Origin of the sequence: Actinokineospora alba (genome assembly GCF_004362515.1) — a bacterium.
GTDB lineage: Bacteria > Actinomycetota > Actinomycetes > Mycobacteriales > Pseudonocardiaceae > Actinokineospora > Actinokineospora alba.
Genome location: NZ_SNXU01000001.1, coordinates 2,935,121 through 2,949,588, shown reverse-complemented (window position 1 = coordinate 2,949,588; position 14,468 = coordinate 2,935,121). Strand labels below are relative to the sequence as shown.

The window sequence follows — 14,468 nt, the reverse complement described above, 5'->3', positions numbered from 1 at the left end:
AGGACTACACCCGAGAAGATCGTCAGGTTCGCCGCCGATCAAGCTCTGACCTGCATAGATGCGCGGATTTGGCCTGCCTGGAGGAGATTGTTTCGCATGAAACAAATCCAGCCATCGCCGCGGGTTGAATCGTCAAGAAATAACGAGATCCATAGCCTTCCTCTCCGCTTAAGCAAGTCTTAATATTTGCTGGACATATCCCCGAGGCAACAACCTCCCACCGTCACCGCTCTTCATTCCGAGCTGACGCACGCCTATCGAAAGGATCGCTTCATGGTCGAGCCACGCGCCTTCACCGCTGAGAGCTTTCGGCGCGACCTGGTGGCGGCAGCCTCCGCTGTCGGCGCCCCCCACGACCCGGACGTCGCCTCGGCCGTGTACGCGGCCTTCCCCGAGCCGTTCCACACAGGATCAGTGCTCTGGCGCACCACCGGTCAGGCAGGCGCACCGCTGTCCTACCGCGTGTTCCCCACCGATTCCGTTGACACAACAGAACAAGCACTCGCGTCGGGCCTTCTCCGGCAGCACCACCCTCTGCTCCCGTTGGCCAGGTCGTGGGCAAAGTTGTACGACGGAAAGCCACTGCATTCATGCTCCTTCGACGCCGACTTCGGCCTCACCAAGACCTGGTTCTACTTCGGCACGAAACGCCCGCACGACGAGATACTCGGCGCGGCCGAGGTCGCCCCTGCGCTGGCCGCCCGCATCGGCGAGTTCGCTGACATGGGTTTGCGGCACATCAGCTTCGCCGCGGTCGACTGGCGATCCGGCTCCGTCGTGCTGGACTTCGACGTCGCCGGGCCGATGTCCCCCGCGGACCTCAACCGGTACGTGGCCTTGACCGGGAGTACGGCCATCCCGGCCGAGACCGCGGACACCGTGGTCCGGCAAATCTCGCGCGACTACTGCGTCGCACTCGCAGTGAACGCCACCAACGGCGTCGCGTTGGACGTCGGCTTCTCCGTACTGGACTTCGCCGCGTGTGACCTGCCCTCGCTGCCCGAGCGCCTCGCCCGCTTCTTCGGCGAGTTCCCTGTCAGCCCGAACGACTTCAACGTCCTCGGCTGGGAGTTCGGCCGCCGCGGCTCCCACATCAAAGCGGAACGCCAGTACCGGGGTGACATCCGAACGGTGCTGGACATGTGGATGAACGCGACGAACTGACGCCGAACCGACAGTCCCAAGGAGACGAGAAATGACCAAGACCATCCAACCCGCCGACAACCAGTTCCTCCCAGAGGCGTCCTTCGACGATCCGCAGGAAGCTCGTGCGCACCTCAAGTCCCGGCTGGCCGCCGCGTTCTGGCACTTCGCCGGAAAGGGTTTCGACGAGGGCATCGCCGGGATCATCACCGTGCGAGACCCTGAGCACACCAACACCTTCTGGACCAACCCGATCACGGTGCCGTTCGCGCACATGACGCCCGACCAGCTCATCCGCGTCGACGGCCCCAGCGGCGTCACCGTGGAAGGTGAAGGCGTGGTGAATCTGCCCGCCTTCTCGATCCACGCCGAGATCCACGCGGCCCGCCCCGACACCCAAGCCGCCATCCACCTGCACACCAACTACGGCCGGGCCTACTCCAGCCTCGGCAAGCTGCTGGAGCCCATCACGCAGGACCACACCGCGTTCTTCGAGGACCACGCGATCTTCGACGACTTCACCGGCATCGTCTTCGACCGCGTCGAGGGCAAGCAGATCGCCGCCGCGCTCGGCGAGTGCAAGGGCGTGATTCTGCGCAACCACGGACTGGTCGCCGTCGCCGAGACGCTCGACGCCGCCGTGTGGTGGTTCACCATTTTCGACACCTGCTGCTACATCAGCCTGATCGCCCAAGCTGCAGGCACTCCGATCCGGCTCGATGACGAGGTCGCCCGGCTCACCGCCGCGCAGATCGGGAGCCACCAGGTCGGCTACGCCAGCGCGCAGCGGCTGCTCGCCCGCGCCGCTTCCCACAATCCGCCACCAAAAGCCTGACAGGGGAACGCCATGACCACCGCCGCCGTCGCGCTGTCCGCGGATCCGTTCTCGCTCAGCAACCCTGAGCTCATCCCCGACCCGTATCCCACCTACGCGGCCATGCGCCACGATGAGCCCATCCACCAGTCCTCCATGTACGGCGGCTCCTGGGTCATCTTCGCTCACGACGACATCACCACACTGCTGCGCGACCCTCGGTTGAGCAACAACCGCGCCACGTTACCCATCAAAGCGCTTCCGTTGGCTCAGCAGCAAGAGTTCGCCGACATCGTGCCCGTGCTCACGAGATGGGTTGCCTTCTTCGACGGCCACGACCACGCGGTCCGCCGCCAGCACATGAACAAGATGTGCGACTTGTTCTCCAGGGATAAGCTCGCTCCGATCATCCAGAAGGCGATCGACACACTCCTGGCGGGCTGGTCCGGCAGGCACGACCTCATCAGCGAGTTCGCGCGCCCATTGCCCGCGATGGTCATCACCCAGCTGCTTGGCGCGCCCATGGACGATCACGTGCAGCTCGCCGAATGGTCCGACGACATCGCCTATCTCTTCGGCGCGAGTTCGCTCACGGTGGAGGACCTGCGCCGAGGACAACGGGCCATCCACGCGTTCGCCCGCTACCTGCGCGACCAGACGCACAACGCCATGCGACGGCACAACCCCACGATGATCACCAAGCTCGTCGAGGAGGAGACCGACAACTTCCGCTTCATCCTCGACGACGCGTGCGGACAGGCCATGCTCCTGATGTTCGCCGGACTGGAACCGCTGCGGTACCTCATCGGCAACGCGACCTGGTCGCTCGAGTGGCATCCGGAGCAGCGCCACCTGATCACGGAGAATGACCGCACCCTGCGGCACGCGGTGGAGGAGTTCCTCCGGTACGACGGCCCGGTCCAGTACATCGGTCGCATGGTCACGGAGGACTTCACCTACAAGGGCCACAAGTTCACCGCGGGCCAGCCCGTGCTCCTCTACATCGGCGCCGCGAACCGGGATGAGAACCAGTTCCGCGATCCCGAGACGTTGGACCTGACCCGCAGGCCCAACCCGCACCTGTCGTTCGGCCGCGGAGCGCACAACTGCATCGGGGCCACGCTGGTGCGGGAGCAGACAGCGCTGGCGTTGCACGCCTTGGCCACCCGATTCCCGGCACTGCGGGTTGCTCCCGACGTACCTCCCGTGTACAACACGAACCTCGGTTTCCGCGGCTTCAGCTCGCTTACCGTCGACACCGGACTATGAACGATTCAGCGGAGAGCGTCGTCGGTGTCGTAGCCGAAGATCCAGCCGAAGTCGTCGCCCAGCGAGCCCGCGCGCAGTGCCGCGTCGCGGGCCTCCTGGTCGGCGCCGTCGACGAGTCGGAAAGTCGCGCCCCTGCTGGCGGTCAACCGGTGGACAGCGGCGACGCGTTCGGCACGGGCTGTCTCGTAGCGGCGCAAGGCGGTGACGACATCGCCGGCGGCATCGTCGAGGCAGGCGACGAGGACAGCCGCGTCCTCCATCGCCAGGTTCGCTCCCTGCGCCAGGAACGGGGGCATCGCGTGCGCCGCGTCTCCCACCAGCGTGATGCGCTGCCCCGGCCATCCGGTGACGAGCGGCCGGTCGAACAACGCCCAGCGCGTCATCCGCGGTGCGGCGGACAGCAGCGCGGTCACCGTGCCGTCCCAGTCCGCATAGGGCTGCCGCACGATGTTCAGATCAGCGGGCTCCGACCAGTCCACGCCTTCCCAAGGCTGACCATCAGCGCTCGCACTGATGTAGTAGGCGGCTCCCCCGCTGATCGGATACGCGACGAAGTGCCGCCCCGGACCGGCCCAGATGGTCGCGTGGTCGGGGCTCAGGCCTTCGGTGGCGGGGCCGGTCGGAATGATGCCCCGGTACATGACGTTCTCGGTGTAGACGGGTTCGTCATCGCAGAGCAGCGTGCGTACCGCGGAGTGAATGCCGTCCGCGCCGATCAGGACATCACCCGTCCACGACGAGCCGTCCGACAACAGGACCCGCACACTGGACGCGTCCTCGTCCAGTCCTGTCAGCGCCACGCCATACCGCACCACCCCGGCGGACAATCGCGCCAGCAACGCCGCGTGCAGGTCGGCACGGTGCATCGTGTAGTAGGGCACGTCGGTCGTCCCCGTCAACGACAGCAGGCCCAACGTCTCGTTGTCGTCCCACCGGCGCACGGCGATCGCGTCGACCTTGCACGCTCCCGGAGCGAGATCCACACCCAGCCGACGCAACACCCGCGCGCCGTTCGGCGCCACGTGCAGCCCGGCACCTTCAGGGTGCGGTCCGGGAGCCGATTCCACCACCACGCACTCCCAGCCGGATCGAACCAGGTGCAGAGCCGCCGTCAGTCCGGCGATGCCTGCGCCCGCGACCAATACCGTTCCACGTTCGTAGGCAGACATGGCCTTCTCCCTTTTCTGGAAAGGACAGTCAGGAACGTACCTCGCCGATCGCCATGCCGAAAGTCCAATCACCTCAACGAAAACGGAGTCAGATCATGGAGACGTCCGACTGGCCGCGCACGTATGACCACGCGGCCGAGAACTACCTCGACATCCGCGAACGAGTCGCGCCGTTCTGCCTCGACGAGGTCGTCTCGGAGCTGAGGCTCGAACCGGGTGACCGGGTTCTCGACATCGCGTGTGGTCCGGGGGGCGTCGCACTGCGTGCCGCGCAACAGGTCGGCGACGGAGCGGTCATCGGGTGCGACATCTCCGAACAGATGTTGCGACTCGCCCGGCTCAGGGCCGAGGAACTCGATGTGGCCAATGTGACGTTCGAGGTCGCCGACATGAACCGACTGCCGTATGAACCTGGCACGTTCGACGCGGTCGCGTGCAGTCTGGGGATCTTCTTCGCCGAAGACATCACCGCGGCGTTCTCCTCGGCGTGGAGCCTGGTGAAGCCAGGAGGCAGGCTCGCGGTCGCGACCATCGCGCGCAACATGTTCGCCCCGGTCTCCAACGTCTTCCTCGACCACGCCCAGGCCCACCTACCGGACCTCGCCGTCGACCTACCGTGGTGGCGGACGGGAGATCTCTTCGAACTGCGCAACCTGGTGCGCGCAGCAGGCTTGCCCGACGCGAGGGTCACCCATCGCGACTATCAGACCCGGCTGCTTGCGCTGAGCGACTGGTGGCAGTTCATCCTCGGCAGCGGCTTTCGCAACGTCGCCCTGCGAATGGACGAGGCCGCGCTGGTGCTGGTCCGTACCGAGGTCGAGGAATGGCTGCGGGCCAACACGATCGATTCGCTGGCCACTGGCATCAACTACGTCACTTGCACCCGCCCCGACGATCACTAGGGCAGGCCGTCGAGGTCCGCCTGAATCTCTTCGCGCCGACCGGCTATCGTCTCCAGTTCGCCATAGGTGGCGAGTGCGAATCTCAGCGCGACGTCGGCCTGGAGATACTCACCCAGCGCGATCCAGCAGCGTCCCTCCGAGTGCGCGGCGCCCGCGGCGAAAAGGAGCGCGCCGATCGCGGTGTAGTCCTCGCGGCAACGCGCGAACAGGATGGTGGCTTCCTCCCATTGTTCCAGCGCCTGCAGACACTGGGCCACGCCTTCCGAGAGCACAGTGGCCATGCGCCGCCGGTACACAGCCTTCTTCAGGTCGTAGTGCTGCGTGCGCATGTGCAGGGAACGGAGCACTTCCAGTGCGTCCTCTGCTCTGCCTTGTGCGAGCAGCAGCGACCCGAACAGGTACTGGACCGAGACCTGTTCGGACCAGAAGTCGAACTCGTTGGACAGCTTGGCGCCTTGCTCGACCATCTCCATCGCGACCGTCGGCCTGCCGAGAATCTGGTGAATCCGGCCCGTGTGGACCAGAGCCCACATTTGCTCCAACCGGTCTCCCGCTTCGATCGCCGCGCGCAGTGCCTGCTGGTGCAGGTCCAGTGCGGGTTCGAATGCTTTGACCACCCGCAACGCCCACCCGACGAAGTTCAGCAGCTTCGCCTCCGCCGACCGGTCGCCGAGCTCGTGTGCGGCAGCGGCGCCGATGCGGAAAATCTCCTCCCACGGCTGACGGTGCCAGTTGTCGTCGGAGTACCAGTGCATGGACGCTGCCAGTTCCACCGCCTCGCGGTGCCAGCCTTTGCGTCCCGCGTACCTCAGTGCGGCGATCCAGTTCGACGCTTCCACATCAAGCCACACCCGTGCCGCGTCGGCCGACTCGAAGACTCCGCCACTCTCCGCAGCGGGCAGGAACAGCTTGCCCGCAGCGCTCGCCATGTGCAGCAGGTGCTCAAGCACGGCATGCCGGAACTGGTCGTGCTCCGCGGGTGTCCCTTCCTCCGCCCACCGTTCGCCCGCGAAGATCCGCAGCAGGTCGTGGAACCGGAACCGGCCCTCGACCGGTGTTTCCTGCACCATGCTGGCCTCGAGCAGTTCGTCGAGGTGGCGGAACGCCTCGGCCTCGGTCAGGCCGGTGGCGACCCGCACGAGCTCGATGCCGAAGTCCGCGCCCGGCACGACCGCGAGCCTGCGGAACACCATCCTCGCCCGCTCGGACAGGCCGCGGTAGGAGAGGTCGAACGCCGACCGCACCTGCAGATCCCCCGCGGAGAGCGCGGTGAGCCGCTTCCGCTCGTCGCGCAATTGGTCGACAAGATGAGCGAGCGACCAGGAAGGCCGGGTCACGAGCCGGTCGCCTGCGATCCTCAGCGCCAGTGGCAGGTTCCCGCACAGTTCGACGAGCTCACGCGCCTCCGCCGGCTCCGCCGAGACCCGCTCCTCCCCCGCGATCGCGGTCAGCAGCGCGTTCGCCTGGGCAGCGGCCAGCGGTTCCAGCGGCAGCCAGCGCACGCCGGACAGCCCCGCCAGCCTACGGCGGCAGGTGACCAAGGTGCGGCAGCCGGGCACCGTTGCCATCAACGGCCGGACCTGTGGTTCGGCTGCGGCGTTGTCCAGGACGACCAGGACGCGGCGCTGGGCAAGCAGGGACCGATACAGACTCTCCATACCGTGCACCGAGGTCGGAATCTCCGCCGAGGACGTGCCCAACGCACGCAGCAGCCGTTCGAAGACAGTGCGGACTTCCAGCGGACGTTCGTCCATGCCGCGCAGGTCGACAGCAAAGCAGCCGTCCGGAAACTCCTCGCTCAGCTGGTGAGCGGCGAACGCGGCCATCACCGTCTTGCCGACGCCTGCCTGGCCCACGATAGCGACGTCGTCACCCGCGAGCAGCACGCTGCGGAGCCAGTCCAGCTCGGTTTGGCGTCCCACCAGATCCGGTGGGAGCGCCGGCGACCCGTTCGGGTTACCGGTAGGCCGCCGACGCCGACCCTCATGCGCCATCGCGAGGAACTCCGCGTGGTCGGCGCCGGTGAGCCCCAGCGAGTCCGCCAGCACCTCGGCCGACCGCTGCTGAGCCGCGCGTGCCCGGCCGTGCTCCAGCTCCCGCAACGCCCGCACGCTGATGCCTGACAACTGCGCGAGCTGCTGCTGGCTCAGCCCCGCCGCCCGCCGATTTTTCAAAAGGAGCTCGGCAAACATCGACGCCTGGTCAAGACCCGTTCCCACCGGTGCAGCCTAACATACATGAACGCATCGTTCAAAAAACTCGCATAGGGTATTGCCGATGAAGCGTAAGTAAACCTACCGTGGGTATCAGACTCCAAGGAGGCGTTACGACATGATCACAGCGGCAGTGACAGGCGGGTCAGGGTTCATAGGAAGCCATCTCGTTCAGGCGTTGCGCAAGAGCGGTGTCGAAGTACGCGCTCTCGTTCGGCCGACCTCCAGGACAGCCGTCCTGGAGAGCGCTGGAGCCGAACTCGTTTTCGGCGATCTCTCGGACGCGAGCAGTGTGGGCGTAGCTGTCGCCGGGGCCGAAATCGTTTATCACTGCGGCGCGATCGTCAGTGACTGGGCGCCTCCGGGCGCCTTCGAAGCGGTCAACGCGGTGGGTACCCAGAACGTGGTGGCCGCTTCCGCGGCCGCCGGAGCCCGTTTGGTCCACGTCAGCAGCACCGACGTCTACGGGTTCCCTGACGTCGGCGGCTTGGACGAGAGCACACTGCGAACGCGCCGAGGCTGGGGCTACGTCGACGCGAAGATCGCGGGAGAAGAGGCGGTTGAGGGGGCCATCGCGCAAGGGCTCGACGCCGTCATCGTGCGCCCGGCCAGTGTGTACGGCCCACGATGCCCGTACTTCGTCGAGGGCTGCGTCGACCTAATGAACCAAGGCCAGCTCAGCTTCATCGGCAATGGAACAGCGACCGGTGGCTTTATCTACGTCGCCGACCTGGTGCGCCTCCTCATTGCCGCAGGCAATCAGGCACCCGCCGGGGAGATCTACAACGGCACAGGCGGCCGCCGCGAGACCTGGCGTGAGTACTTTGACGGCCTGGCTCGGGTCACCGGCGCCGTGCCGATCTCGACGAACCTCGACAAGGAGGTGGCGTACGCCCTCGCGTCACGTCTCGAAGCGCAGGCGCTCGAGGACCTGAATTCGGAGCCGCCGGCACTCACGCGGCACGCCTGGGCGATGTACGCCACTGACCAGCACTGCTCTGTGAAGAAGGCCGGCGACCAGCTCGGCTGGCAGCCCACCACCTCGCTCGATGAGGGTCTCGACCTCGTCGGTAAGTGGTGGGCGGACAGAGCGTAGGACTAGGACCAGAGCCCAAGCACGGCCCTAAGTCGCCTGGAGCAGCGCACAGCGGCCGGCGAAGCATCAAACAGGAGACGCGATGAACAGCAGCAGCACCAGCAAGTGGCGTACCAGCGCACTCTTGGCGCGCAGGCAGGCCACCCTGGGCCCTCACTCCCCGCTGTTCTACGACGAACCGCTCCATCTGCTCTCCGGCGAGGGCGTTTGGCTGCAGGGAGCTGACGGAACCACCTACCTGGACGCCTACAACAACGTGCCACATGTTGGTCACGCGAACCCTGTCGTTGTTCGCGCCCTGATCGAACAAGCCAAGACCCTCAACCTCCACACGCGATACCTCTCGGAGCCGGTCGTCGAGTACGCGGAGCTCCTCCTCTCGACGTTCGGCTCTGGTCTGAACAGGGCGTTCTTTACCAACAGCGGCTCCGAGGCCAATGAGCTCGCCCTCCGCATTGCGCGACAGCACACTGGCAGCACCGGAGTCCTTGTCAGCGACTTCAGCTACCACGGCAACACGACGAGCTTGGCAGAGTTGACCACCGGCGTCTCGGTCAAGGAGCCGCTCGGTGCTCACGTTCGGACGCTGCGCATCCCCGATCTCCATGCTGACAAGCGACCGGAAAGGCTCGTCCTCGCCGATGCTCTCGCCGAAGCCGCCGCTTCCATCCTCGACCTGCAGAACGCCGGCCACGGCGTGTCCGCGCTCCTCCTGGACCCGCTGCTCTCGACCGAGGGCCTGCTCCGCACCCCGGCTGGCTATGTCTCGACGGTCGCCTCCATGGTCCGCTCTGCGAACGGACTCGTTATCTCCGACGAGGTGCAGTCCGGCTTCGGGCGCACCGGCTCGCACATGTGGGGACACGAGCTCCTTGGGTTAGAGCCCGACCTGGTCACCCTCGGCAAGCCGATGGGCAACGGCCACCCCATGGGTGGCGTCATAACCACCGCCGCCCTCCTCGAAGAGTTTGGGTCCAACAACCTCTTCTTTAACACATTCGCAGGCAATCCAGTTTCAGCGACCGTCGGCACCGCAGTCCTCACTGAGATGGGAGACCGCGAACTCCAAGCCGGCGCGCACGCCGTGGGGAAGCGGGCCCACGACCTTCTCGAGAAGATCGCCGGCGACCATCCCAACGTGAAAAGCATCCGTGGAACCGGGCTGTTCTTCGGCGTGGAGTTCATCGACGGCGAAGGTGACCCCGGGGCGGCCCAGGCCAAGTGGGTCGTCGAGGATATGCGCCGACGTGGCGTGCTCATCAGCAAGGTCGGGCGCTACGACAATGTGCTCAAGATTCGTCCGCCTCTGGTCTTCGACAACGACAACCTCGACCACCTCGTGGACCGATTTGCTGCGAGTCTCGACGAGCTCGAGCATGTCGAGGCGCAGCGTCGAGCCACTCGGACCGATCGCGGAGCGTCCGGGTCGGGACAGGGCAGCCCCGCCCGGGGCGGTCTCGTCGTCGAGCGCCGCCTTTTCGTCGACGGCCGCTGGCGGGAGTCTCGAGCCACGCTCGAGGTCCTCAACCCGGCCAACGGAGAGCCGCTCGGCCGGGTCGCGGCTGCCGACGCCACCGACGTCGACGACGCGGTCCGCGCCGCACGACGAGCCTTCGAGGGCGGTTGGCGGTCTACCCCGGGCGTTGCACGCGCAGCACTCCTGCACCGCGTGGCCGACCTCATCGAACGCGACGCGACCCACCTTGCTGAACTCGAGGCCCTCGACATCGGGAAGCCTGTTCGCCAGCCTGCGGTTCTAGACGTGCCGAATGCGATCGCCACCTTCCGCCACTTCGCCGGCTGGGCCGACAAGATCGCCGGTAGCACCATCCCCACGGCTGGCTACTTCGGGCAGCCCACGCACTCCTACACCACGCGCGAACCCCTGGGTGTGGTTGCCGCCATCGTGCCCTGGAACACGCCCTTGATGATCGCCAGCTGGAAGCTCGCACCCGCGCTGGCCGCAGGCAACACTGTCGTGCTCAAGCCCGCAGAGGATGCACCACTGTCGATCCTCCACCTCGCCAAACTGTTCGAGGAGGCCGGGTTTCCCCCTGGAGTCGTTAACGTCCTGCCAGGTTTCGGCGTGGTCGCCGGAGCGGCCCTTGCCCAGCACCCCGACGTGGACAAGGTCAGCTTCACTGGATCGCCCGAGGTCGGACGCCAGATCCAGAAAGCAGCGGCTGACACGTTCAAGCGCGTCAGCCTCGAACTGGGCGGCAAGAGTCCGCAGATCGTCCTGGACGACGCCGATGTCGAGGCCGCCGTACGTGGCATCGCCATGGGACTCTTCTTCAACCAAGGCGAGGTGTGTGCCGCGGGGACGCGAGTTCTCGTTCACCGAGCAATCTACGAATGTGTCGTAGATGGGCTAGCGCAAGCCGCAGCGGCACAAGTACTGGGCGACCCGTTCGAGGATTCAACGACGATGGGACCGCTCATCAGCCGGCCTCATCAGCAGCGGGTCCTCTCCTACATCGACGGTGCCAAGGCCGACGGTGCGAGGCTAATCGCCGGTGGAGGAGCGCTCCCCGGCCACGACGGATTCTTCGTCCAGCCCACCATCTTCGCCGACGTCGACAACCAGTCGACATTGGCGCGGGAGGAAGTCTTCGGGCCCGTCGGCGCGGTGATGCCCTTCGACGATATCGACGAAGCGGTAAGAATCGCCAACGACTCCACCTATGGGCTCGCGGCAACCGTGTGGACCACCAACGTAAGTTCCGCTCACACGCTGGCACGTCGGCTGCGTGTCGGCGCGGTGTGGGTAAACGGGTGGGCCGCCATCGATCCGGCCCTGCCCTGGGGCGGCGTGAAGGCCAGCGGCATCGGTCGAGAGCTCGGATGGAGCGGCATTCTGGCGAACACTGAGGAGAAGGTCGTCACGATCGTGCTCTAGATGATTGATTCCAAGGGGAGTCAGTGGTCGTAGGCGGTCAGTGATCGTTTGATGGGTTGTCCGGTCTTGTCGTTGTGCCAGATCGCGGCGGTGAGCGCGAGGATGCGTTGGAGCACGCGGACGATCACCCCGGTGGGGGTGCGTGCGCCGTGGTGTTCGAGATCGAGTTGGCCTTTGAGGGTCTGGTTGATCGATTCGATGGTTTGGCGTAGTGGCTTGAACAGTCGTGCACCGGGCCGTTCGGGTTCGCCCTTGCGGGCTGGGCGGAGCAGTTCGATCCCGGCGCGGTCGAGGTCGGTCTCGAAGTCCTTGCTTTTCGCAGTCTCACGTGACCGGCCGCATTCCACCGGGGTGGAGTCCACGACCCACACGTCGTCGGTCCACAGCGTCGTGTCCACGGCCAACGTGCGGATCACCGTGGTGATCAGGCCGGCGGCATTGCGCAGCCGTTTGTTGTAGCCCGGCTGCAGGGGCAGATAGCCGAACAGATGACCCAGATGAGCGCGGGCATGGCGCAACCAGCGGGCCTCGGAGGTACCCGAGCAACGCCTGCATCACCGCCAGGGTGACCAGCTCCGCGTCGGTGAGCAGGGGCTTGATGCCGATCTTCGGGCGCCACGGCGCCAGATGCGGTGCCTGCTTCAGCAGGTCATCGGTTCTCACATAGAGTGCGGTCGCGAGGGTGTCCACGTCATTCGTCACACAATGATCATGGACACCCTCGCTTCACGTCTTCAGACGCGATCGCGGTACTCTCAGGTCGACTGCGAAGTGAACGCGCCGTAAGGACGAGGAGGAAGCATGTCAGAACGAGCGAAAGCGGACAGCCCGTCGACGGTGCTGCCCCTGCGGGAACGCAATCGGCTCCGAACCAGACGGGAGATGCTGGACGCCGCCCTGGAGGTGTTCACCGAGTCCGGGTACGGGTCCGCCACGGTTGAGAGCATTGCGGCCCGTGTAGGCGCCTCCAAGGTCACGTTGTACTCGTACTTCCCGCAGGGCCGCGAGGAGCTCTTCCGCGAGCTGTACGAGGAAATCAACACGCAGCTGGTCGAGCAAGCTGTGCGTATCCATGAAGTAGAAGGCGAGTTCCGCTCCCGGGTGCGTGCCCTGACCGAGGCCCTCATGGAGGTAGCGCAACGTCCCCTCGTCGGCCGCTTCTACTCCATCGACGATCCGGCGCTCGACGAGGCGCTCGACCCGGTTCGAGGTCATGCATCGGGCGTTTTCGCCGATTACATCACCGCCGACCTGGCCGCAGCGCAAAAGACCAAGTCCGTCTCTACCAAGGCGTCCCCCCGGGTCGTGGCGACGCTCCTGGTCGGCGCCATGAGATCCGCACTGCGTGACGTCGCCGACGGCAGCGTGAGCCCGACAGAGATCTTGGACTCCATGGACGCCTTGGTGGCAAATCTCTGACATGCCGGGCGGCGCTGCCTTTTGAGCCTCCGTTTAGCCTCGATCCACCGATGAGCTGGCTCTGAGTAGTCGGTTCATTGACGGTCGCTTCGGCGGTTGTGAGTGGATCGAGCCTTAAGCGGCCACCGGCCGATCCCAGGCGCTGGACGGCCGCGGGGCCAGAGTCCTCGCGTTAGGCACAAGCCTGAACGAGAAGTTCAAATATTGCCCCTAGGGCATCGTTTTTGTACGATGTGGATGTCAATGTGCTCGCTGAAAGCCGACGACGGCGGTGATGGTGCCAGCCGGCTCCTGGGTGTCGGCTGATGGTCGACCGAACTGTCGGCCCGGTCCAGGAGAGGACGGTCTCGCGCGATGATCATCGACCGCGAAAGTGCTGAAGATGTAGCCCGAAGCGCGTTGCCGCACTACGGCCCCAAAGTCAGCGCGTCGCTGACGTTCGTGAAGTACCGCGAGAACTACGTGTTCAAGGTCGTTGACGAGACCGGCCGTAGCTACGCCCTGCGGCTCCACCGAGGCGGCTACCGCTCCGACGAGGAGTTGCTCGAGGAGTTGACCCTGCTCGCCAGTCTTTCGGCTAGCGGGCTTCAGGTACCACAGGTGAGAAGGACCGTGGCTGGCATGCCCTTCTGCCACGTCGTCGACGCCGAGGGTGACATTCACCAGGTCGACATGCTCGACTGGGTGGAGGGCGCTAGTCCGCTTGGTGACATCGGAGACGCCTTCCTGGGTCTTGAGGAGGTTGACGCTTCCTCGTTCAGTGCACTCGGCAGGCTAATTGCAGACCTGCATCTGAAGGTTTCCGGGAGTCTGCGACCTGAGTCCTCCGTGCGGCGCGCGTGGGACGCGGACGGTCTGATTGGAAGTGCGCCGCTTTGGGGTGACCCACTGCGACTCTTCGAGGATCTGGATGCGGGTGGAGTTGTCGTGGCGGAGGCGGCGACGAAGCTCCACAAGCAGCTGACGGCCTACGGCAAAAACATCGAGCGCTACGGCATGGTGCACGCCGACTTCACGCCAGAGAACGTTCTTGTCCGAGACGGTCAGATGACGATCATCGACTTCGACGACAGCGGGCCGGGCTATTACGTCTTCGACCTGGCGACGGCAGCATTCTTCTACCTGCCGCACCGTCGCGGCGAAGAGATTGTCGCATCGTTGCTGGCTGGTTACGAAGAGGTTCGTCCACTCACGGACGTGGATCGGTCGATCTGGAAGCCGATGCTCTTGGCGCGAGGGCTGACCTATCTCGGTTGGGCGGCTGAGCGCCCAGGGGATCCCACCAGTGACTTCATCGCCGAGCACGTGCGGCCGTTCGTAGTTCGGCTAGCCCAGGACTACATGGGAGCCGCTGAGCTCGTCTGATGCTCCCGGTGAGGCGGGCGTCCGCGAGCTGAGGAAGCGGCCTTCGTGGTGAGCCAGTCCAGCGACGCTGGGGCGTGCCACGCGCCCCAGCGTTCACGCGCCTAGCGCCGCTGCAACGCGGTCGGGGTGACAACCTGACCAGTGGCTCGCCCGCTGTTATCGAGCATCCAGCCCATTCG

Annotated in this window: 10 protein-coding genes and 1 pseudogene; 8 read left to right on the top strand and 3 right to left on the bottom strand. The window is 65.6% G+C overall.

Going from position 1 to position 14,468, the window contains the following annotated elements; translation table 11 throughout:
- The first annotated feature begins 273 nt into the window (after positions 1–273).
- Genes C8E96_RS13650 through C8E96_RS13640 form a run of 3 tightly spaced genes read left to right on the top strand, consistent with a single transcriptional unit; the run spans position 274 to position 3,226 of the window.
- Entirely contained in the window at positions 274–1,164 is an 891-nt protein-coding gene (locus tag C8E96_RS13650; protein ID WP_091373094.1) for an aromatic prenyltransferase, read from the top strand.
- Between the two features lie 31 nt (positions 1,165–1,195).
- The gene (locus C8E96_RS13645; protein ID WP_091373091.1) at positions 1,196–1,978 is read left to right on the top strand and encodes a class II aldolase/adducin family protein; all 783 of its coding nucleotides are present in this window, start codon (positions 1,196–1,198) and stop codon (positions 1,976–1,978) included.
- 12 nt (positions 1,979–1,990) lie between these two features.
- Positions 1,991–3,226, top strand: a complete 1,236-nt coding sequence (locus tag C8E96_RS13640; RefSeq protein WP_091373088.1) for a cytochrome P450 — start codon at positions 1,991–1,993, stop codon at positions 3,224–3,226.
- A 5-nt stretch (positions 3,227–3,231) separates the two neighbouring features.
- On the opposite strand, the gene C8E96_RS13635 is transcribed toward C8E96_RS13640, so the two are convergent.
- Entirely contained in the window at positions 3,232–4,395 is a 1,164-nt protein-coding gene (locus tag C8E96_RS13635; RefSeq protein WP_091373083.1) for an FAD-dependent oxidoreductase, read from the bottom strand.
- Between the two features lie 95 nt (positions 4,396–4,490).
- On the opposite strand from C8E96_RS13635, the gene C8E96_RS13630 reads away from it, so the two are divergent.
- Positions 4,491–5,297 (top strand): class I SAM-dependent methyltransferase, encoded by an 807-nt coding sequence (locus tag C8E96_RS13630; RefSeq protein ID WP_166657984.1) that lies wholly within the window; start codon positions 4,491–4,493, stop codon positions 5,295–5,297.
- On the opposite strand, the gene C8E96_RS13625 is transcribed toward C8E96_RS13630, so the two are convergent.
- Entirely contained in the window at positions 5,294–7,516 is a 2,223-nt protein-coding gene (locus C8E96_RS13625; RefSeq protein WP_228769795.1) for an ATP-binding protein, read from the bottom strand. The genes C8E96_RS13630 and C8E96_RS13625 overlap by 4 nt on opposite strands.
- A 112-nt stretch (positions 7,517–7,628) precedes the next feature.
- Between C8E96_RS13625 and C8E96_RS13620 the strand changes: the two genes are divergently transcribed.
- Positions 7,629–8,606 carry an NAD-dependent epimerase/dehydratase family protein gene (locus tag C8E96_RS13620; protein WP_091373074.1) on the top strand — a complete coding sequence of 326 codons (978 nt, stop codon included), beginning with the start codon at positions 7,629–7,631 and terminating at the stop codon, positions 8,604–8,606.
- Between the two features lie 82 nt (positions 8,607–8,688).
- Positions 8,689–11,505, top strand: a complete 2,817-nt coding sequence (gene styD, locus C8E96_RS34035; protein WP_228769794.1) for a phenylacetaldehyde dehydrogenase StyD — start codon at positions 8,689–8,691, stop codon at positions 11,503–11,505.
- A 20-nt stretch (positions 11,506–11,525) separates the two neighbouring features.
- Here the strand turns inward: styD and C8E96_RS13605 are convergent.
- Positions 11,526–12,207: pseudogene (locus tag C8E96_RS13605) on the bottom strand (IS982 family transposase).
- A gap of 99 nt (positions 12,208–12,306) precedes the next feature.
- Between C8E96_RS13605 and C8E96_RS13600 the strand changes: the two are divergent.
- Positions 12,307–12,924: a TetR/AcrR family transcriptional regulator gene (locus tag C8E96_RS13600; protein WP_091373070.1), complete on the top strand. Its 618-nt coding sequence runs from the start codon at positions 12,307–12,309 to the stop codon at positions 12,922–12,924.
- Between the two features lie 354 nt (positions 12,925–13,278).
- Positions 13,279–14,289 (top strand): phosphotransferase enzyme family protein, encoded by a 1,011-nt coding sequence (locus C8E96_RS13595; RefSeq protein ID WP_091373067.1) that lies wholly within the window; start codon positions 13,279–13,281, stop codon positions 14,287–14,289.
- Positions 14,290–14,468: the final 179 nt, after the last annotated feature.